Origin of the sequence: Kitasatospora sp. NPDC001539, from assembly GCF_040298565.1 — a bacterium.
Taxonomy (GTDB): Bacteria; Actinomycetota; Actinomycetes; order Streptomycetales; family Streptomycetaceae; genus Kitasatospora.
On sequence record NZ_JBEPAK010000020.1, the window covers coordinates 1 to 18223 of the forward strand.

Below are 18223 nucleotides of genomic sequence, written 5' to 3' on the forward strand. Positions count from 1 at the left end.
GCCGCCCCGGCCGGGCATGCGGCCTCGCGGCCGTTCCGGGCCGGGCGGCTGGGCCGCCCAGGGATGCTTCACCACTGGAAGCCGGGAGGTGCGCAGACCCGTTCGCTGCCGCGCGGTGGCTGGTGGCCGGCGGGGGGAAGCTTTACGCACCTTGCCGGGCCGGGGCCCGCGTCGGGCAAGGACGGGGGGCCACTCGGTCACATTGCGGTCAGGCCCAAAAGCCCTGACCGAGTTCGCAGCAGCTTACGGCCCCCCGACCATGCCCGACCCCAACCCCGCAAGGACACCGCCCAAAGCTTCCCCCCGCCAGCCGTGGTCAGGCGCCCGCCCGCCGCGCCTGCGCCGCCAGACACAGCAGCTCCTCAAGGCTCAGCCACCCTTCGGCGATGCCCTCCAGGCGGACCACCGGCCTGCCTTGGGCGTCGGTGTCGGCAATCGCCCGGAGGGCGGTGCGCTCCACACCGCACAAGCCCAGCAGTCCGTTCAGCTCGTCCGCCGTCCGCCGCGCAGCTCTCCACCCGGCCGCGTAGTCCACGCCCGGCAGCCACACCCACGAGTCCGGGTCGAGGCTCGCCGCCAACTCCGCACCGAAGTCGTCGTCCCCGTCCAACAGCGCTTCAACTCCCTTGATCCGCAACCGAAACAGCTCATCCGTGCACGGACATGCCGAGGAGCCCGATACCATCGGCATCGGGTTCCGACCCACCGGACCACCCCATCCCCGCCAAGGTCACGGGGTGGTCCGGCACGTCTTCAGTTGTTCCTGATCAAGTCAGGCCTTACCGGGCAACGCCGGCCCCTTCGGGTCACACCGAAGATTCGCCGATACAGCACCGCCTCACTCAGGCCGACCAGCGGATCGTCCTCCGGTCCTGTCCAGGTAGATCCGTTGCATCAGGTCCGTCCGGCAGCCCTCAAGGAATCCCGGCTCAGCGCACCACTGCGCCACATCCCTGTACACGGCTCGGCGTCCCGGCGAGATGACGCGCACCAGCCAGGCGAACTGGCCGTCCAGGAGCCACCAGGTCGAGGCCCGGTCCCACCACGTCCGCAGGTACCGCATCACTGGGCTGTCCTGAGGGCGAGGGGATACAGCCGGACCACCGTCGGGGTCAGGTCAAGGAAGGCCAGCGCCCGCACCTCTCCGTGCGTCGCGAGCCGGTGCCCGATCGCCTGCACCGACGACGGTCCGAACAGCTCCGCAAAGTACCCCTGTTGGTCCGGACTGAGCGGCAGCGCACTCAACGTCTTCAGAAGCGCGGCCATCGCATCCGGCAACTGGCTGAACCGCGCGGGCGCCGTCACCCCCCGGACCTCCACGATCACGGGGAACGGGTACACGACGGCTCCTCCCGTCTCCGGATCCTTGGCTGCCAGGGCCAGGTCCGCGCCCGGTCCGCCGCCTACATGAACGAGCACGTCTTCCCGCTACTGCGGCAGACCTACACCGAAGACGTCCGCCGCGCGCTGTGCGAGGCGGCTGCTGAGCAGACTTACCTGCTCGGGTGGATGGCCTACGACAACGGCGAGCACGGACCGGCCCAGCGGTACCTGATCCAGTCCCTCCGTCTGGCCGAGGAGTCCGGAAACGTGGCGCTCGGCGCCCACGTGCTCGCCGGCATGGCCGATCAGGCCACACTGCTCGGCCACCCGGACGAGGGCCGTCGACTCGCCCAGGCCGGACGTGCAGGGCTGTCCAAGACCCCCGAATCGGACGCGTGCCTGGCCGACCTCTGGGCCCTCGAAGGCCGTGCACTCGCCAAGCTCGGCGAGAAGCGCGCCGCGGCTCACGCGATCGTCGCCTCGGAGCAGGCCTACGAGAACGTCCAGCTCGACAACGAGGCGGAGTGGGCCCGGTTCATCGACCCCGCCTACCTCAACGGCGAGCACGCGCACACCTTCCAGGACATCGGCGACGCCGCCGAGTCTGAGAGGTACGCCCGCCTGTCGATCGACCACGCCCGCGCCCAGAAGCGGGCCCGTCGCGGAGCGATGTCCCAAGCGGCCCTCGCGGTGTCCCACCTTCAGCGGCGGGACCTCGAAGCCGCACACGCGGCCGGGCTGCGAACCCTCACTCTCACCAGTCAGGTCAAATCGTCCCGGGCGATTGAGGCCGTCCAGAACCTCAAGCAGCAGATGGTCCCGTTCGGTCGCCACGCCCTGGTGGCAGACTTCAACGACCGGGCCCGGGAACTGCTCGCCGCTTGAGACAGTCGATGACGAGACGGGGCCTTTTCCAATTTGGGAGAGGGCCCCGTTGCCTCGTACCCAAGCCATCGGATGCCTACTTGCAACGACGTACCAGCTTGGACCGCGCGACCGGCAACCCCACTACCCGGCCCGCCCCACACCCTTAAAGACCGCGGTAAGAGCCCTTGCATCCTCGGGATCACTCTTGCGCAGGACAAATACCTTGATCATCACAAATGCAGTAGGGCCCAAAACCAAAGCCATCGCCCAAAAGTTTTGCGATATTCCGAAGTAGATTGCTGCCCCAATTGAGATAATCGCAATTATAGACCCGATAAAAAGTCCAATAGCGGCCAGCCGGTGCTTTCTCTGACCCTCCTGCTCGATTCGCCGCTGTTCGAGAATTCTAAGGTCATGCTCGCGAACTAGCTGGGGCTCAAGCGCTGCAAGTGCCGCCTGGAAAGTTTCAATCGGCAGACCCGCCCACGCCTTGGCAATTTCGAGAGCCAACGGGAAGTCAGGGCGCCCTTGCTCTAGCACGACTCCCCCTAACTTTTATGCTTTCCAGCCGGCCAAGGGACCTCGCCACCCTCAGGCCAGCCCTCATGAGTAGGCGGGCTTCCGTCTGCCTCAGGCCTTCCAGGAGCCGGGGAGTCCGGCGGTGACCCAAGCCTAATAAAAAGCCTTGTCAGCCCGTCATGAATCCGGAGAGAAGCCGCATCCGCGTCCGGCCCCACGGGGATGGTCGGTACATCAAAACCATCTCTGCCAGAATTACTATACAATTCGCGGCGGACTTCTTCCGAAAGCTCCGGAAGGGGAGGCAACGGGGGGTTCGCCACAAGCAATTTTTCCGCCTCTAGATCAGCCTCCGCAAGATGCGCTCTGCGATGGCTCAAGCCCCGCACAAGAAGTACGGCGGAAGCCGACACGAGGAAGGAAGCAACGGCCACGCTCCATGGTTCCATAGCCAGCTCCTTAAATGCCTCACACATCTCATCGTAGGAGCTTTGCCACCAGCCATCTAGTCACCGCACACAAAGTAACGGATCGGCCGAGCGGAAGTGCACAGCGTAGGCAGTGCACCCGGTAGCCTCTCGACTCGCGCCCCACTCCCTAAAGCCCTGCCTCGGCGGGCCGAGACAGGGCTTTAGGTGTCGGTTTGTCAGGCTGCAGTGGCTGCCTTCGCAGGGGTTTGCGCCGGGCTGGGGGCCAGCTCGTCCAGCAGGTCACCCGTCGGGTTGTTATACGCCGTGCGGTCGATGATGCCCTCACGGGCGGCAACGATGATCGGCGTTACAACTTGACCGGCGACGTTGGTCGCGGTGCGCATCATGTCCAGGATCGGGTCGATGGCGAGCAGCAGGCCGACGCCCTCCAGCGGCAGGCCCAGGGTGGACAGGGTCAGCGTCAGCATGACGATCGCGCCGGTCAGGCCCGCGGTGGCGGCCGAGCCGACCACCGAGACGAAGGCGATCAGGACGTAGTCCTTGATGCCGAGGTCGATGTTGTAGACCTGGGCGACGAAGATCGCGGCGACGGCCGGGTAGATCGCGGCGCAGCCGTCCATCTTGGTGGTGGCGCCGAACGGAACGGCGAAGGAGGCGTACTCGCTGGGGACGCCGAGGCGCTCGGTGACGCGGCGGGTGACCGGCAGGGTGCCGACCGAGGAGCGCGAGACGAAGGCCAGCTGGATCGCGGGCCAGGCGCCCTTGAAGAAGTGCAGCGGGTTGAGGCCGGCGGCGAAGCGCAGCAGCAGCGAGTAGACGACGAACAGCACCAGCGCGCAGCCGACGTAGATGTCGAGGGTGAGCGTGGCGAAGGGCTTGAGCAGGTCCCAGCCGTACTTGGCGACGGACTTGCCGATCAGGCCGAGGGTGCCGAGCGGGGAGAGCCGGATGACCCACCACAGGGCGGTCTGGGTCAGCTCCAGCACGGACTCGCTGAGCTTGAGGACGGGCTCAGCCTTGGCACCGAGCTTGATGATCGCGGCGCCGACCACGACCGCCATGAAGACGATCTGCAGGACGTTCACCTTGACGAAGGCGTCGACGATGTTGGTCGGGAAGATCCCGGTCAGGAAGTCGATCCAGCTGCCCTGGGAGTCGAGCGCCTTGAGGCCCTCGGTCTTCAGGTTGGTGCCCTGGCCCGGGTTGGTCAGCAGGCCCAGGCCCAGGCCGATGGCGACCGCGATCAGCGAAGTGATCATGAACCAGAGCAGGGTGCGGGTGGCCAGGCGCGCCGCGTTGGTGACGCCCCGCAGGTTGGCGACGCTCACCACGATCGCGGTGAACACCAGCGGCGGCACGGCCAGCTTCAGCAGCTGGACGAAGATCTTGCCGATCGTCTCCAGGGTGGTGGCCAGCCAGGAGATGTCGGCGGCGCGGGCCAGGTAGCCGAGGGCGACGCCGAGCACGAGGCCGGCGACGATCTGCACCCAGAACGGCGTCTTGCGGATGCGGGTGAGCACGGACGGCGACGAGGTCGCCTCGGGCGCTGTGGACATGGGGGTGCGACTCCGGGGGAGGGCGTTGCTGACGGTGGGGTGTGGGCTGAGCAGGCGGCACGGCAGGGGGCCGGACGGGAGAGGTCGCGGACCCCGTTCAGGGGCGTGCCGCCGAGATACAGCTCGAGCCGGCACGGGGCGTGGCGCGACAACGGCGCGGGCTGTCCACAGCACCGGTCAGAGCGCACGGGCGGGCGGCGCCGGGCAGCGGGCCCGGGCCGTGCATCCGCAGTGCGTCTGAGGTGGTCACGGCCGATACGTTAGCAGTAAAGGTTTGAGATGTTCAAAGTAGTTGTTTGAGATCGGGCGACAACCGGCCACCCCTCGCCGGCGATCTCCGGACACGAACGAACCTGACGCCCCATCAGTTCTGATCCCGGGGCGGATTGACCGGGCGCAGTTATACGTATAACCTTCCGGTGTCCCCGCCCCCTCCCCTGCCCTGACCGGGAGAACACCACCGATGGGCTACCTCGCCCTGCTCCGCGCCCCGCACGTCACCCGACTCCTGCTCGGCACCCTGCTCGGCCGCCTGCCCGCCGGTATGACCGCCCTGGTGATCGCCCTCGCCCTGCGCGAGGCCGACGTCCCGTACAGCCGGATCGGGCTGGCCACCGCCGCCTACGCGATCTCCGCCGCCGTCGGCGGGCCGGTGCTCGGACGGATCGTGGACCGCACCGGCCAGCCGCGCGTCCTGCTGGTCTCCGCCGTGGTGGCCGGCGGGGGGTACGCGCTGCTCGCCCTCGCCCCGGCCTCCCCGCTCGCCGCGCCGCTCGGCGCCGCCGTCGCGGGCCTCGCCATGCCCCCGTTGGAGCCCTGCCTGCGCTCGCTCTGGCCGGACGTCGTCGACGAGGAGCAGCTCGACACCGCCTACGCCTTCGACTCCGCCTCCCAGCAGGTCCTCTACGTCGCCGGACCGCTGGCCGTCGCCGGGATCTCCGGCCTGTTCAGCCCCGTCGCCGCACTCTGGGTGGCCGCCGGGCTCGGACTGGCCGGCGCGCTGATCGTGGCCACCGCCGGACCGGCCCGCGACTGGCGCGCCCCCGCCCGTGGGCACTCCGCCGGACTGCTCGGTCCGCTGCGCTCCCCCGGCCTGGTGCTGCTGCTGATCGGGCTGGCCGGCGCCGGCTGGGCGGTCGGCGCCCAGAACGTGCTGTTCATCGCCTACGCCGAGCGGCACGCCGACGGGCTGCCGGGTGGCGGCGGCACGCTGCTGGCCCTGGCCGCGCTCGGCGGCCTGCTCGGCGCGCTGGCCTACGGCGCCGTCAACTGGCGCCGGACCACCGCGACCCGCACCTGGATGATGGCCCTCGCGATGGCCGCCTCCTACCTTCCGCTGGTGGCACTGCCCGGCCCGTACCCGATGGCCGCGCTGGCCTTCCTCTCCGGGATCGTGCTCGCCCCGCTGCTGGCGGCCGCCTTCGTGCTGGTCGCCGAACTCGCGCCGACCGGGACGGTCACCGAGGCCTTCGCCTGGCTGGTGACCCTGTTCGCCACCGGCAACTCGCTCGGCTACGCCGTCTCCGGCCACCTCGCCGAGGGCTCGCTCCGCTCGGTGGCCCTCTGCGCGGCCGGGGGAATCGCACTCGGCGGCCTGCTGCTGTTCGCCGCCCGGGGCTCGTTCCGCACCACCCCGGTCACGGCGGCGCCGCAGCCCGTCCCGGTGGGCTGAGCGGCCCCCACGAGCGACTGCGCCCGCCGGGGGTCTGGCCCGGCGGGCGCAGTCCTGTCAGCCGGGGACGGCGACGGCCCCCTGGCGTCCCCGCGAACGCTCACGCCACGGCTCAGCGCGCCATCGGCGACAGCCGGGTCCGCAGGGACAGCCGGGTCAGCCAGGTCCGCAGGGCCGGCAGGTCAGCCGGGACAGCCGGGTCCGCAGAGCCAGTCGGGCCAGCCGGGTCATCTGCCCGACCGACCAGGACGACGCACCACCCGGCGAGGTGCTCAGCGCGCAGCCGGGGCGGTCGAGGAGCGCAGCACCAGGGAGGTGGCCAGCGGCGCGACCGGCTCCACCCGCTCCCCGCGCAACAGCCCGGCCAGGGCGGCGGCACCCGCCCGGCCCAGTTCCTCGCCCGGCAGGTCCACGGTCGTCAACGGCGGCGCGAGCAGTCCGGAGACCGCGACGTTGTCCATGCCGACCACGGAGAGGTCGTCCGGCACCCGCAACCCCCGCTCGGCGGCGGCCTGGTAGACCCCGGAGGCGACCACGTCGTCGTCGCAGATCACCGCGCGCGGACGGTCCTCCCGTTCCAGCAGCTGACCCGCGACGCTCCGCGCAGCGGCGTACCCCTCGTTCAGACTGACCCCCAACTCGAGGACGTCCAGGCCGAGTTCGCGCACCGTCTGCTCGAAGGCCGCCTGCCGGACCCGGAAGGTGTACGCGGCGTGGGTGGAGCGCAGGTGGCCGATCCTGCGGTGGCCGAGGGCGGCCAGGTGCTCGACGGCCGCGCGCATGCCGCCCGCCACGTCGAGCTCGACGGTCGGCCGCGCCCGGTCGGTGCCGGGATCGGCATCCAGGAAGACGGCGGGGGTGTCGGCGGGCAGCTCGCCCAGCTGGCTGTCGTCCGGGGAGCAGATCAGCAGGCCGTCGAAGCGCCCGGCGGTGGCGGCCTCGGCGAGCGTGGCGCTGCCCCAGCCCGAGCTGACCACGACCGCCAGCCCGTGCCGGCCGGCCTCGTGGTGGACGCCCTCCAGCACCCGGCCGAAGAACGGTCCCTGGAGGTTGGGCACGGCCAGCATGATCATTCCGCTGCGGCCCAGCCGCAGCTGGCGCCCGGCCGCCTGCGGGCGGTAGCCGAGGCTGCGGGCTGCCTCCCGGACCCGCTGGCGGGTGGCCTCGGAGACCCGCCGCCCGGCCTCGGCGCCGGAGAAGACCAGCGAGACGGTCGCCTGCGAGACCCCGGCGAGCCGGGCCACGTCCCGCCCGGTGGGGCGGCGTACGGGAGCCGGCCACGTCCCGGCCCCGCTCCCGCCGGGCCGGTCACGGTCACCGGGCCGCTCGTCGTCAGCGGGCCGCTCGGCGGCGGCACGGGAACCGGCAGCACGGGAACCGGCGGCACGGGAACCGGCGGCACGGGAACCGGCGATGTCGGAATCGGCGACGTCGGAATCGGCGGAGCGGGGATCAGCGGGCGGCACGGGCGGGCGGCGGCGCTGCGAGCCGGGTCAGTTCCGGCCTGCGGTGGCCGCGCGGGTCGCGTCGTCCACCGCGTCCTCGGCGGCGTTCTGCGCGGCGATCCGCTCGGCGGTGCGGCTGCGCAGCCCGGCGACCTTGGAGGAGATCTGCGAGGACATCTCGTCGCGCTGCTTGCTCAGCAGCACGTAGCTCAGCGGCGCGGAGGCGACCGCGGCCAGCAGGAACAGGAAGATCACTCCGGCCTCGCCGCTGACCGGGATGACCTGGAAGTGCCCGAGCAGCAGGGCCACCAGCAGGCAGCCCAGGAAGATGCTGACCCGCATGGAGGTGTAGCGGAGCGTGGCGTGCGACTTCTGCGGGCCGTTGCTGCTCACTGGGACACTTCCTTCTCGTTTCGGGCCGGCGGGTCCTCCAGTCAAGCATGCCTGACGGCGGGAGCGGGTCAGGGGTCCGCCGTACCCGGCTGCCGCGGCCGTCCGGCGGGCCGGATCAGCGCAGGTCGAGCCACATGGTGATGTCGTCGCGGTCGTCACCGGGAGCGACCCGGATCGCGGCCGGCACCCGGCCGACCTCGCGGTAGCCGCTGCGGGCGTAGAAGTGCTCCAGGCCCATGCCGCCGCGCGCCGTCAACCGCAGCGATTCCAGACCCCACTCCCGGGCGACCCGCTCGGCCTCGGCGAGCAGCCGGGCGCCCAGGCCGAGGCCCTGGTGGTCGGGGTGCACCATGACCCGCTTGAGCATCCGCCAGTGCGCCATCGGCTCGAACCGCATCGACGCGAAGACCAGCATCCCGACCAGCCGGCCGGTCGCGCTGTCGTGCGCGACCAGCAGCCGGTCGGGGCCGTCCGGGGCGATCCCGGCGAACTGGCGGTCGGCGGTGTCCCAGACCTCGTCCTCGGTGACCGGCGCCACGAAGCCGACCGCGCCGCCGGCGTTGGTCACGTCGGTCCACAGCCGGACGACGGCGGTGCGCAGATCGGGGTCGAGCTTCGGGTCCAGGGTGAAGGTGAGCGCCATGATGCGGAGCCTAGACCTCCGATCGAACACACCGGCGAACAGCCCGCACGACCGGACGGACACCGTTCACCGGACGGACACCGTTCACTGGACTGGTGCCCACGACCAGGCGCCCACCACCGGCAGGCCGCAGCCCTACGGCAGTGCGGCCACCGCTCGCTCCGCCGGGCGTCCGGTGCGCAGCGCCAGGCAGAGCCCGACCGCGACCGCGCACAGCGCGCCGGCGCCGTACCAGGTGAGGTCGTAGTTCCCGAGCGCGTCGCGGGCCAGGCCGGCCAGCCCGGCGACGACGGCCGCGCCGATCTGGTGGGCGGCCAGCACCCAGCCGAAGACGATCGGGGCGTCCTCGCCGAAGTGGCGGCGGCACAGCGCGACGGTCGGCGGCACGGTGGCCACCCAGTCCAGGCCGTAGAAGACGACGAAGGCGGTGATGGGCGGCTCGAGCGAGCCGGCGAGCAGCTGCGGCAGCAGGAGCAGCGACATGCCGCGCAGCCCGTAGTAGACGGTGAGCAGGAGCCGGGAGTCGACCCGGTCGGTGAGCCAGCCGCTGAACACGGTGCCGGCCACGTCGAACAGGCCGATGAGGGCGAGCAGGCCGGCGGCGGTGGTGACCGGCATGCCGTGGTCGTGCGCGGCCGGGATGAAGTGGGTGCCGACCAGGCCGACGGTGGTGGCGCCGCAGATCGCGAAGGAACCGGCCAGCAGCCAGAACTGCCGGGTGCGGGCGGCGTCGCGCAGGACCCGCAGCGAACGGGCCAGGGCGCGGCCGCCGTTGGCGGGGGCGGGTGGCGCCTCGGTCGCGCCGTACGGGAACAGGCCGATGTCCGCGGGCCGTTCGCGCATCAGCAGCAGCACGGGCACGGCGACGGCGCAGGCGGCGAGCGAGACCACGACCACGGCGGCGCGCCAGCCGTGGTGCTCGACCAGCCAGGCGCCGACCGGCAGGAAGACCAGGTTCCCCGCCGCTCCGGCGGCCGTCAGCACCCCGGTGACGAAGCCCTGACGGGCCTGGAACCAGCGGCCGGTGATGGTGGTGGCGAAGGCGCCGGCCATCGAGCCGCTGCCGAGGCCGACCAGCACGCCCCAGCAGAGCACCAGTTGCCAGGGCTGGCGCATCAGCATGGTGAGTCCGGCGCCGACCGAGATGGTCAGCAGGGCGCAGACCACCACCAGGCGCACGCCGAACCGGTCCATCAGGGCGGCGGCGAAGGGCGCGGTGAGGCCGTAGAGGGTGAGGTTGACGGAGGTGGCGCTGGAGATCGTCCCGAGCGACCAGCCGAACTCGTTGTGCAGGGCGTCCATCATCAGGCTGGGCGTGGAGCGGAAGCCGGCCGAGCCGAGCAGGACGAGCAGGGCGACGCCGGCCACCACCCAGGCGTAGTGCACCCGGGGGCGCTTGGCGGGAACGGGCCGGTCGGCCAAGGGCTCGTCGGAAACAGGCCGGTCGGCCTCGGACCGGTCGGAAACGGCCCGATCGGCCTCGGCCCGGTCGGAAACGGCCCGGTCAGGACCGGGACGGTCAGGAGCAGTGGGGGCGGGGACGCTGCGTTCGGTCACGGGGACGAGTGTCCCGAGCGGCCGGCGCCCGGACGAGTGGCCTGAATGACAGCTTTCGCAAGGATCGGGCCACGACTCCGGCGTACCCTGGCCCGGAGCCACCCACCGCCGGAAGGACAGGACATGGCGCACTTGGTCGCGGTACTCGCGCTGGAGGGCGTGATCGCCTTCGAACTCGGCATCCCCGCCCGGATCTTCGGCAGCGCGAGGGACGGCGACGGGCAGCCGCTCTACGAGGTGGCCACCTGCACGGTGGACGGCGGCCCGGTCGGCACCAGCACGGACTTCCGGATCGCCGTCGACCACGGCCCCGAACTGCTGGAGCGGGCCGACACCGTGGTGGTGCCGGCCTCCCGCGACACCTCCCCGAGCGTGGTCGACGCCGCCTTCACCCCCGAACTGGCCGCCGCGCTGCGCCGGATCCGGCCGGGCACCCGGCTGATGTCGATCTGCACCGGCTCCTTCCTGCTGGCCGCGGCCGGTCTGCTCGACGGCCGGCCGGCCACCACCCACTGGAGCTACACCGACCGCTTCGCCCGGATGTACCCGCAGGTGAAGTTGGATCCGGACGTGCTCTACACCGACGACGGCGACGTCCTCACCTCCGGCGGAGTGGCCGCCGGGGTGGACCTCTGCCTGCACGTGGTGCGCCGCGACCACGGCAGCGCGGTGGCCAACGCGGTGGCCCGCAGCTGCCTGGTGCCGCCGTGGCGGGAGGGCGGCCAGAAGCAGTACGTCGAGGCCCCGAGCCCGGTGGAGACGGGCGTCCTCAGCACCACCGCCGTCCGCGCCTGGGCGCTGGAGCACCTGGACGAGCCGCTGTCGCTGCGCCAGCTCGCCGACCGGGCGGGCATGAGCGTACGGACCTTCACCCGGCGGTTCCGGGAGGAGACCGGCGCCAGCCCGGGCCAGTGGATCACCACCCAGCGCACCGAGCGGGCCCGCCAGCTGCTGGAGCGCACGGACCTGACGATCGACCAGGTGGCCCGGGAGTCCGGGTTCGGCACCGCCGCGTCGCTGCGGATGCAGCTGCGCGGCCGCCTGGACGTCGCGCCGAGCGCCTACCGGCGCACCTTCCGGACGGTGCCGGCCGGCGGCACCGGGCCGGCCGTGCGACGCGCTTCCTGAGTGACGCCGGGGAAAGGACGGACGGGTGGCCGGAAGTGAACGCTTCCCGGTCGCACCCGGACGGCAGCCGGCCGCGCGCACCCCCAGCGCGGCGCGGCGGGCCACCGTCCGATCGCGACGCGCGGGCCGCGAGCCCGCGCCGGGCCCTCCGCACTCGCCGAGGAACGGCCCGCGACCGGCAGCCCACGGCCCCTTCTGCTGACGCGTTCCCCCTGGACAGCAGCACCGTGGCGGCGGACGGACTTCCCTCGGCGTCCCCTCGCAACGGAGAGCCGCACCCAAGCGTGATCAGTCGGATACGTCACGTCAATGGGTAGTCCGAAATTCGGAATGGTTGCGTCACCTTTCGGCCGGTGATCAGCACCGGCCGACTACCGTGCCGAAAGCCGTTATTGCGCCAAAGCCGCCCAGTCCGCGCCCGCCAACGGGTCCGCCGGGCGCGCATCGGCACCGATCTCGCACCACACCCGCTTGCCCGTACCGTCCGGGTGCCAGCCCCAGCGTTCGCAGAGCAACTCGACCAGTTCCAGACCCCGGCCGTTGGTGGCGTCCTCGTCCGCGCCCGCGTGCCGCGGGGCCGGGGCCGTCCGGCTCGCGTCGGCCACCTCCACCCGCAGCGGGCCGGCCGGACGGGGCTGCGCCGCGTCACCGGCCATCGGCAGGCAGAGCCGCAGCACGGCCGGACAGCCGGTGTGCACCACGGCGTTGGTCACCAGCTCCGAGACCACCAGCACCACCGTCTCGGCCATCGGCGCGTCCGGGTCCACACCGTGGTTCAGCAGCCGCGAGCGCACCCACCGACGGGCCCGGCCGACCTCGGCGGGGTCCGCCTGCACCGCAAGCTGTACCTGAAGAACCTGCACCGCTCCACCACCCGCACTCGCAGTTCGGCCGTCGTCCCGATCGGGCCGGGTCGGGCCCGGATCGACCGGCCGACGGCCCTCGCACATCGCCCGTTGCCACCCGGGCCCGGCCGGGTGCTCGCCGACCCGTCCGCCCGGCGCCCACTCGTCCGCGCCAACTCGCCGGCCGCGCAGCGGCGCGACACGAATACGCCTCAGGATGGGTGGGCGGACGGACGGCAGCAAGGGCTTCGGGCATATTCCGGCGATCGGGGGACGGGGCAGTGCATACTGTCCCGTTCATTCTCGCGAGCCTCGCACCGGCGCTCGCCCGGCCCGGTCCGACCGGCCGTCACCCGGGGCGCCTCCGCCGGTCCGCCGCGGACACGCCCTGGCGGGAACCTACCGCCGGACGACCCCCGCGCCCGGCCCGCCACTCGCGAACCACCCGTACGACATATGTCCAGCGGGCCTCGAACAGCCCCACCGCCGGACGCCCTTCGCCGGATGCCCCGCCTCCGGATGACCGGCCACCGGGCGCCCCGCCTCCGACACCCGCCTCCGGGCGCCCCGCCGGACGCTCCGGCCGTCCGCCCGCGTTCCGGGGCGGACCATCCGCAAGGCGGGGTTCCGTTCTTGCCGGATTCCCTCCCGCCGGCGACCGGCCGCGGGATACCGTTGGGTAACGCCAGCGGACCGGTCGGAAGGGTGGTTCCCGATGGCCACCCAGGACCGGAACCCGCGCTGGGACGAACAGTTGCGGTGGCGCCTCGCCCGCGGTGAGGAGACCGCCCTCGGCGAACTCTACGACCAGCTCGCGCCGATGGTGCACGGCCTGGCCGGCCGGATACTCGCCGACCAGGGGTCCGCGGCCCAGCTCACCCGCGAGGTGTTCGCCCACGTCTGGGAACACCCCGAGGACTTCGACCCGGCCCAGGGTTCGTTGCGCTCCTGGCTCGGCGCGCTCACCCACCGCCGCGCGGTCGAACGGCTGCGGGCCCGGCGGGCCGCCGAGTGGACCAGGGGCGGCGGCGCCGGCGCGAGCGAGGAGGAGATCCGCGCCGTTGCCACCGCCGCGCGCGTGCAGTACGTGGTCGACTCCTTGCCCGGGCCCCTGCGTGAGACCATCGCGGTGACGTACTACGACGGCCGCACCTACCAGGAGACGGCCCGACTGCTGGGCATCAGCGAACAGGCCGCCAAGCAGCGGATGCGGCTCGGGCTGGAACTGCTGGCCACCGAACTGGCCGACGAAGCGGCTGACGAAGCGGCTGACGGACCGACCGGCGAGGCGGCTGACGGACCGACCGACGGGCCGACCGACGGAACCCCCGACCGGCGCGCCGGTCAGGACCGCAGCGAGGACCACGGCAAGGACGGCAGCGAGGACCGCGGCAAGGACGGCGGCAAGGACCGCGGCAGGAACGAGGACGGGAACGGGTGAACACCTCCGAGGAGCACCACGACGCGCTGCGCTCGCTGCTCGGCGCCTGGTCCCTCGGCGCCTGCCCGCCGCACGAGGCCGCCGAGTTGGAGCAGCACCTGTCCCGCTGCCCGGAGTGCGCCACCGAGGCGGCCCGACTGCGCGAGGCGGCCGGCTGGCTCTCCCTCGACGAACCGCTGGACCAGCCCGGCACCCTGCGTCAGCAGGTGCTGGACTGGTGCCTGGCCCGTCGCCCGGCCGAACTGCCCGTCCCCGCCTGGGGAATGCCGTACACGGCGGAGACCGCCAAGCTCGACGCGCTGCTGCGCGACCTCGGCCCGGAGGAGTGGCAGGAGGTGGCCGAACTCCCGTGGCACGGCGGCACCGAGCGGCTGCGCCCGGCGGAGGTGCTGGGACGGCTGACCGCCGTGGACGGCGTGCTGGCGCTCGCCCTCGGCCTGCCCGACCCGCTGTCCACCGGTATCGGCACCCCCACCGCGGACGCCGCCGCGACCGCCACCGGCGCCTCCCCCGCCGGGCCGCCCACCATCCGCTCCGCCGGGCCGCCCACCACCCGCTCCGCCGGGTCGCGCCCGCCGGTCGCGCGGCGGGTGCCGCCGCAGGAGCCGGTCGCTCCGGCGCCGCGGGTCCCGCCGCAGGGCGGCCCGTACACCGCGATCACCGCGCGCACCGCCCGGCTGCTCGCCGACCAGGCCGGCCTGCCCCCGCAGTCGGTGCGCTCCAGGTGGCGGCGGCAGACCCACGACCTGGTGCGCGGCGCCGCGCTCGCCCCGCAGGGCGGGGCCCCGGTCGACCTCGGCTTCGCGGTGCTGCCGCTGCGGGACGCCTTCGTGGACCGCGCGCTGGAGTGCTACGTGCACGGCGAGGACGTGGCCCGCGCGGTGGCCTATCCGTACGGGCCGCCGGCTCCGCAGCACCTGCGGCAGATGGTGGAGCTGGTGGTCCGGCTGCTGCCCCGGGCGCTGGCCGGGCTGCGCGCGGCCCGCCCCGAGCACGCCGGGGCGCCGGTGGCCTCGGTCGGCGGCCCGCCGATCGGCGCCGCCGCGGGCGGCCGACGGCTGCGGCTGGTGGTGGACGGCCCGGCGGCGGGTGAGTGGCTGGTGCCGCTGGACGCCGAGGAGACCGGTCCGGCGAGCGGGGAGCCGGTGGCCTCGATGGTCCTGGACGGCCTGGAGCTGTGCCAGTTGGCCGCCGCGCACCGCGACCCGGACCGGCTGCCGGTCGGCGAGCACGGCGACCGGGCCGCGGTGCGCGAGGTGCTGCACGCGCTGCCGCTGCTGTCGCGACGGTGAAGCGGCAGCTCCTGTCCCGACGGTGAAGCGGCAGCACCGCAAGAACGGCGCACCGCAAGAACGGCGCACCGCAAGAACGGCGCACCGCAAGAGCGGCGCGCCGTGGAGCAGCAGTCAGGCGAAGACGACCGTGCGGGTGCCGTCCAGCAGCACCCGGTGCTCGCTGTGCCACTTGACCGCGCGGGCCAGCGCCTGGCACTCGACGTCCCGGCCGAGCGCGACCAGCTGGTCCGGGCTGACGTCGTGGGTGACCCGGGCCACCTCCTGCTCGATGATCGGCCCCTCGTCCAGGTCGGCGGTGACGTAGTGCGCGGTGGCGCCGATCAGCTTCACACCGCGGGCGTGCGCCTGGTGGTACGGCTTGGCGCCCTTGAAGCTCGGCAGGAAGGAGTGGTGGATGTTGATCACCCGGCCGGACAGCTCGGTGCAGAGCCGGTCGGACAGCACCTGCATGTAGCGGGCCAGCACGACCAGTTCGACCTCCTCCTTGGCGACCAGGTCCAGCAGCTGCTGCTCGGCCTCGGCCTTGGTGTCCCTGGTGACCGGGATGTGGTGGAAGGGGATGCCGTAGCTCTCGGTGAGGTCCTGGAGGTCGGTGTGGTTGGAGACCACCGCAGCGATCTCCACCGGCAGCGCGCCGATCCGGGTGCGGTAGAGCAGGTCGTTCAGACAGTGCCCGAACTTGCTGACCATGAGGATGATCCGCATCCGCTGGTCGGTGGGGTGGATCTGCCAGTCCATCCCGAAGGAGGCGCCGATCGCGGCGAAGCTGGCCCGCAGCTTGTCGGCGGTCACCGGCTCGGACGCGGAGAAGTGCACCCGCATGAAGAACAGGCCGCTGCCCCCGTCCCCGAACTGCTGGCTGTCGATGATGTTGCAACCGGTCATGAAGAGGTAGCTGGAGACAGCGTGGACGATGCCCTGCTTGTCGGGGCAGGACAGCGTGAGGACGTACTGGGCGCTGGCCGGCTGCTGTTCCACTGGGGGTATCCCGTCCTGAGGTCGTTGCGGTTGTGGACGGTCCAGCGTGTCACATCCTGGACAGTCGCCGCCCCGCTGCCCGTACTGCGGGACGGCGCTGCCCGCCGGAGCGCCTCAGACCTGGGTCAGGATGCGCAGCACTTCGAGCGACTTGGGCGCCGCGTCCGGGTCGTCCCCGTCGCCGACGGCCAGCGCGACGTGCGCCTCCCGGGCGGCCCGGACGGTCTCCGGCCAGCCGGGGTGGCCGAGGTAGGCGGAGGCCGGGGCGTCCGCGCCGACCTCGTGCAGCGTCTGCACGGCGCGCAGCACCGCGACGTCGACCAGGGCGGCCTCGGCGGAGTCCCGGAAGATCGTGCCCACGTACTTCTCCGCCGACCAGCGGTCCAGCCAGGTGTCCTCGACGAGGCGGTAGACGGCGTCGGTCACGTCCCCGTACCCCTCGCGGCCGGCCAGCCAGGTCTCCTGCTGGAAGCCGGGGTCGGACAGCATGTGCAGCGCCGAGCGCAGTCGGGCGCGCCAGCGCCACCAGGGCAGGTCGTTGAGCGGCATGCCGCCCATGGTGCTGGAGCGGTGGCCCGGACGAGAAGGGTTTCGGGCGGACCGATGCGAAGAATCTGTGCTGGCGGACATGGTCGACGATCGTACGTTCCCCGTCCGTTCGTACTCCACTCCCGATCTACACGCGTACCGCATCGGATTTCAGCTTCCGTTCGCCGTTCGTTCGCACTTCGGCCCTCTCGCCTTGTGGCTCCGGGGCTTGGCTGGATCCGGTGCGCCGGATGGCGCCCAGAGAGGGAAGACCGATGACCAGCCGAAGGGACTCGCTCCAGGATCGTCCCGCGATCGTCCGCCGCCGCCGTCGCCGGCGCCCGATCGCCGCCGCGGTGAGCGCCGCGGCACTGCTCCCCGCCCTCTTTTCGGCCTCCGCGTGCGGCGGACCGGCCGGTGCCTCCACCACCGACGACGCGCTGACCGTGATGACCTGGGCCCCCTCCGGCACCGGCTCGGCGAACCGTCCCGGGATGACCGCGCTCGCCCAGGCGATCGGCAAGGACGTCAACCTCAAGGGCGGCCTGAACGGCCACCGGTTGAACGTGATCACCTGCAACGAGCACAACACCGCGGACGGCGCCAAGGCCTGCGCCCAGCAGGCGGTGGAGGCCAAGGCGGTCGCCGTGGTCGGCTCCTACAGCCAGTGGGGCGACGCCTTCATGCCCGTGCTGGAACGCGCCGGCATCCCGCTGATCGGCGGGTACGGGCTCTCCCAGCCCGAGTTCTCCAGCCCGCTGTCCTACCCGGTGGACGGCGGGATGCCCGCGCTGATCGCCGGCAGCGGCCGCCAGCTGGTCGAGGCCGGCTGCAAGGCCGTCGCCCTGATCCGCCCGGACACCCCGGCCGGTGACAGCCTGCTCGGCTACCTGGGCAACGCGCTCAAGCCGGCCGGGATGAAGCTGCTGGACGTCAAGGCTCCCGAGCAGTCCTCCGACTACACGCCGGTGGCCCGCAAGGCCATCGGCAAGGACGAGCCGGGCAACTGCGTCACCAGTGCCATGGCCGCCGAACCGACCGGCAACCTGCTGGACGCCTACCGGCGGCTGTCCCCGAAGAACACCCGGATCGCCTCGGTGATCGGCAGCGTGCAGCAGTCGGTGGTCGACTCCACCGGCGGGGACAGCGGCCCGCTGGCCGGCGCGTTCGTCGCCAGCTGGTACCCGCCGGAGTCGGCCAAGACCTGGGACGGGCTGCGCGGGGTGGTGCGCGCCGACACCACCGGCGGCCAGACCATCGACGTCTCCGACCCGGGTGTGCAGACCACCTGGGTCGCCTACGAGGTGTTCCGGGCGGTCGACGACAAGCTGGCGGCGGCCGGGAAGCCGACCACCGCCAAGTCGATCGCCGCACTGCTGGACAGCGGCGAGGGCATCGACGTCGGCCTCACCCCGCCGCTCAACTGGGGCACCACCAACATGCTGCCCAGCACCGAGTCGCCGCGGCTGGTCAACACCTGGATCACCTACCAGGTGGTCAGGAACGGCCGGATGACCCTGCAGCAGCCGGGCTTCGTGGACATCCGCTGGGTGCTCACCGGGAGCCGGCCCCCGGCCTGACCCGGGCCCGACCCCGGCCCGA

The 18223-nt window shown here is 72.4% G+C and carries 17 protein-coding genes; 6 read left to right on the top strand and 11 right to left on the bottom strand.

Translation table 11 applies throughout. The features are described 5' to 3' along the window. Positions 1 to 316: 316 nt before the first annotated feature. On the bottom strand, positions 317 to 610 hold the full coding sequence (locus ABT247_RS06130; RefSeq protein WP_350738690.1) for a hypothetical protein: 294 nt from the start codon (positions 608 to 610) through the stop codon (positions 317 to 319). 452 nt (positions 611 to 1062) lie between these two features. Then, positions 1063 to 1341, bottom strand: a complete 279-nt coding sequence (locus ABT247_RS06135; RefSeq protein WP_350738793.1) for a hypothetical protein — start codon at positions 1339 to 1341, stop codon at positions 1063 to 1065. On the opposite strand from ABT247_RS06135, the gene ABT247_RS06140 reads away from it, so the two are divergent. Beyond that, positions 1279 to 2208 (top strand): NsdA family TPR-like regulatory protein, encoded by a 930-nt coding sequence (locus ABT247_RS06140; protein ID WP_502892393.1) that lies wholly within the window; start codon positions 1279 to 1281, stop codon positions 2206 to 2208. The genes ABT247_RS06135 and ABT247_RS06140 overlap by 63 nt on opposite strands. A gap of 123 nt (positions 2209 to 2331) precedes the next feature. On the opposite strand, the gene ABT247_RS06145 is transcribed toward ABT247_RS06140, so the two are convergent. Both ABT247_RS06145 and ABT247_RS06150 read right to left on the bottom strand, forming a co-directional pair. Continuing rightward, positions 2332 to 2700, bottom strand: a complete 369-nt coding sequence (locus tag ABT247_RS06145; protein WP_350738693.1) for a hypothetical protein — start codon at positions 2698 to 2700, stop codon at positions 2332 to 2334. Between the two features lie 655 nt (positions 2701 to 3355). Further along, a complete protein-coding gene (locus tag ABT247_RS06150; RefSeq protein WP_350738696.1) occupies positions 3356 to 4696 on the bottom strand; it encodes a dicarboxylate/amino acid:cation symporter in 1341 nt (446 codons plus the stop codon). A 463-nt stretch (positions 4697 to 5159) separates the two neighbouring features. On the opposite strand from ABT247_RS06150, the gene ABT247_RS06155 reads away from it, so the two are divergent. Next, positions 5160 to 6368 carry an MFS transporter gene (locus tag ABT247_RS06155; RefSeq protein WP_350738698.1) on the top strand — a complete coding sequence of 403 codons (1209 nt, stop codon included), beginning with the start codon at positions 5160 to 5162 and terminating at the stop codon, positions 6366 to 6368. Positions 6369 to 6640: 272 nt separating this feature from the next. Here ABT247_RS06155 and ABT247_RS06160 read toward each other — a convergent pair whose 3' ends face one another. The 4 genes from ABT247_RS06160 to ABT247_RS06175 all read right to left on the bottom strand — a co-directional run bounded on the left by ABT247_RS06160 (position 6641) and on the right by ABT247_RS06175 (position 10271). After that, on the bottom strand, positions 6641 to 7612 hold the full coding sequence (locus ABT247_RS06160) for a LacI family DNA-binding transcriptional regulator (RefSeq protein WP_350738701.1): 972 nt from the start codon (positions 7610 to 7612) through the stop codon (positions 6641 to 6643). 249 nt (positions 7613 to 7861) lie between these two features. Next, entirely contained in the window at positions 7862 to 8206 is a 345-nt protein-coding gene (locus ABT247_RS06165) for a DUF4229 domain-containing protein (RefSeq protein ID WP_350738704.1), read from the bottom strand. Between the two features lie 115 nt (positions 8207 to 8321). Further along, on the bottom strand, positions 8322 to 8849 hold the full coding sequence (locus tag ABT247_RS06170; RefSeq protein WP_350738707.1) for a GNAT family N-acetyltransferase: 528 nt from the start codon (positions 8847 to 8849) through the stop codon (positions 8322 to 8324). A gap of 135 nt (positions 8850 to 8984) precedes the next feature. Further along, entirely contained in the window at positions 8985 to 10271 is a 1287-nt protein-coding gene (locus ABT247_RS06175) for an MFS transporter (protein WP_350738710.1), read from the bottom strand. A gap of 258 nt (positions 10272 to 10529) precedes the next feature. On the opposite strand from ABT247_RS06175, the gene ABT247_RS06180 reads away from it, so the two are divergent. After that, the gene (locus tag ABT247_RS06180) at positions 10530 to 11534 is read left to right on the top strand and encodes a GlxA family transcriptional regulator (RefSeq protein ID WP_350738713.1); all 1005 of its coding nucleotides are present in this window, start codon (positions 10530 to 10532) and stop codon (positions 11532 to 11534) included. A gap of 389 nt (positions 11535 to 11923) precedes the next feature. Here ABT247_RS06180 and ABT247_RS06185 read toward each other — a convergent pair whose 3' ends face one another. After that, entirely contained in the window at positions 11924 to 12397 is a 474-nt protein-coding gene (locus tag ABT247_RS06185) for an ATP-binding protein (RefSeq protein WP_350738716.1), read from the bottom strand. Between the two features lie 697 nt (positions 12398 to 13094). Between ABT247_RS06185 and ABT247_RS06190 the strand changes: the two genes are divergently transcribed. Together ABT247_RS06190 and ABT247_RS06195 are read left to right on the top strand one after the other, a co-directional pair. Then, complete coding sequence (locus ABT247_RS06190) at positions 13095 to 13820, top strand: sigma-70 family RNA polymerase sigma factor (RefSeq protein WP_350738719.1); 726 nt, start codon at positions 13095 to 13097, stop codon at positions 13818 to 13820. Beyond that, on the top strand, positions 13817 to 15112 hold the full coding sequence (locus ABT247_RS06195) for a zf-HC2 domain-containing protein (RefSeq protein ID WP_350738722.1): 1296 nt from the start codon (positions 13817 to 13819) through the stop codon (positions 15110 to 15112). Before ABT247_RS06190 ends, ABT247_RS06195 begins: the two co-directional genes overlap by 4 nt. 114 nt (positions 15113 to 15226) lie before the next feature. Here the strand turns inward: ABT247_RS06195 and purU are convergent, their stop codons facing one another. Both purU and ABT247_RS06205 read right to left on the bottom strand, forming a co-directional pair. Further along, positions 15227 to 16102 (bottom strand): formyltetrahydrofolate deformylase, encoded by an 876-nt coding sequence (purU, locus tag ABT247_RS06200; protein WP_392898606.1) that lies wholly within the window; start codon positions 16100 to 16102, stop codon positions 15227 to 15229. Between the two features lie 105 nt (positions 16103 to 16207). Next, on the bottom strand, positions 16208 to 16723 hold the full coding sequence (locus ABT247_RS06205) for an SCO4402 family protein (RefSeq protein ID WP_350738727.1): 516 nt from the start codon (positions 16721 to 16723) through the stop codon (positions 16208 to 16210). Between the two features lie 173 nt (positions 16724 to 16896). Between ABT247_RS06205 and ABT247_RS06210 the strand changes: the two genes are divergently transcribed. After that, positions 16897 to 18201: an ABC transporter substrate-binding protein gene (locus ABT247_RS06210; RefSeq protein WP_350738730.1), complete on the top strand. Its 1305-nt coding sequence runs from the start codon at positions 16897 to 16899 to the stop codon at positions 18199 to 18201. Positions 18202 to 18223 lie beyond the last annotated feature (22 nt).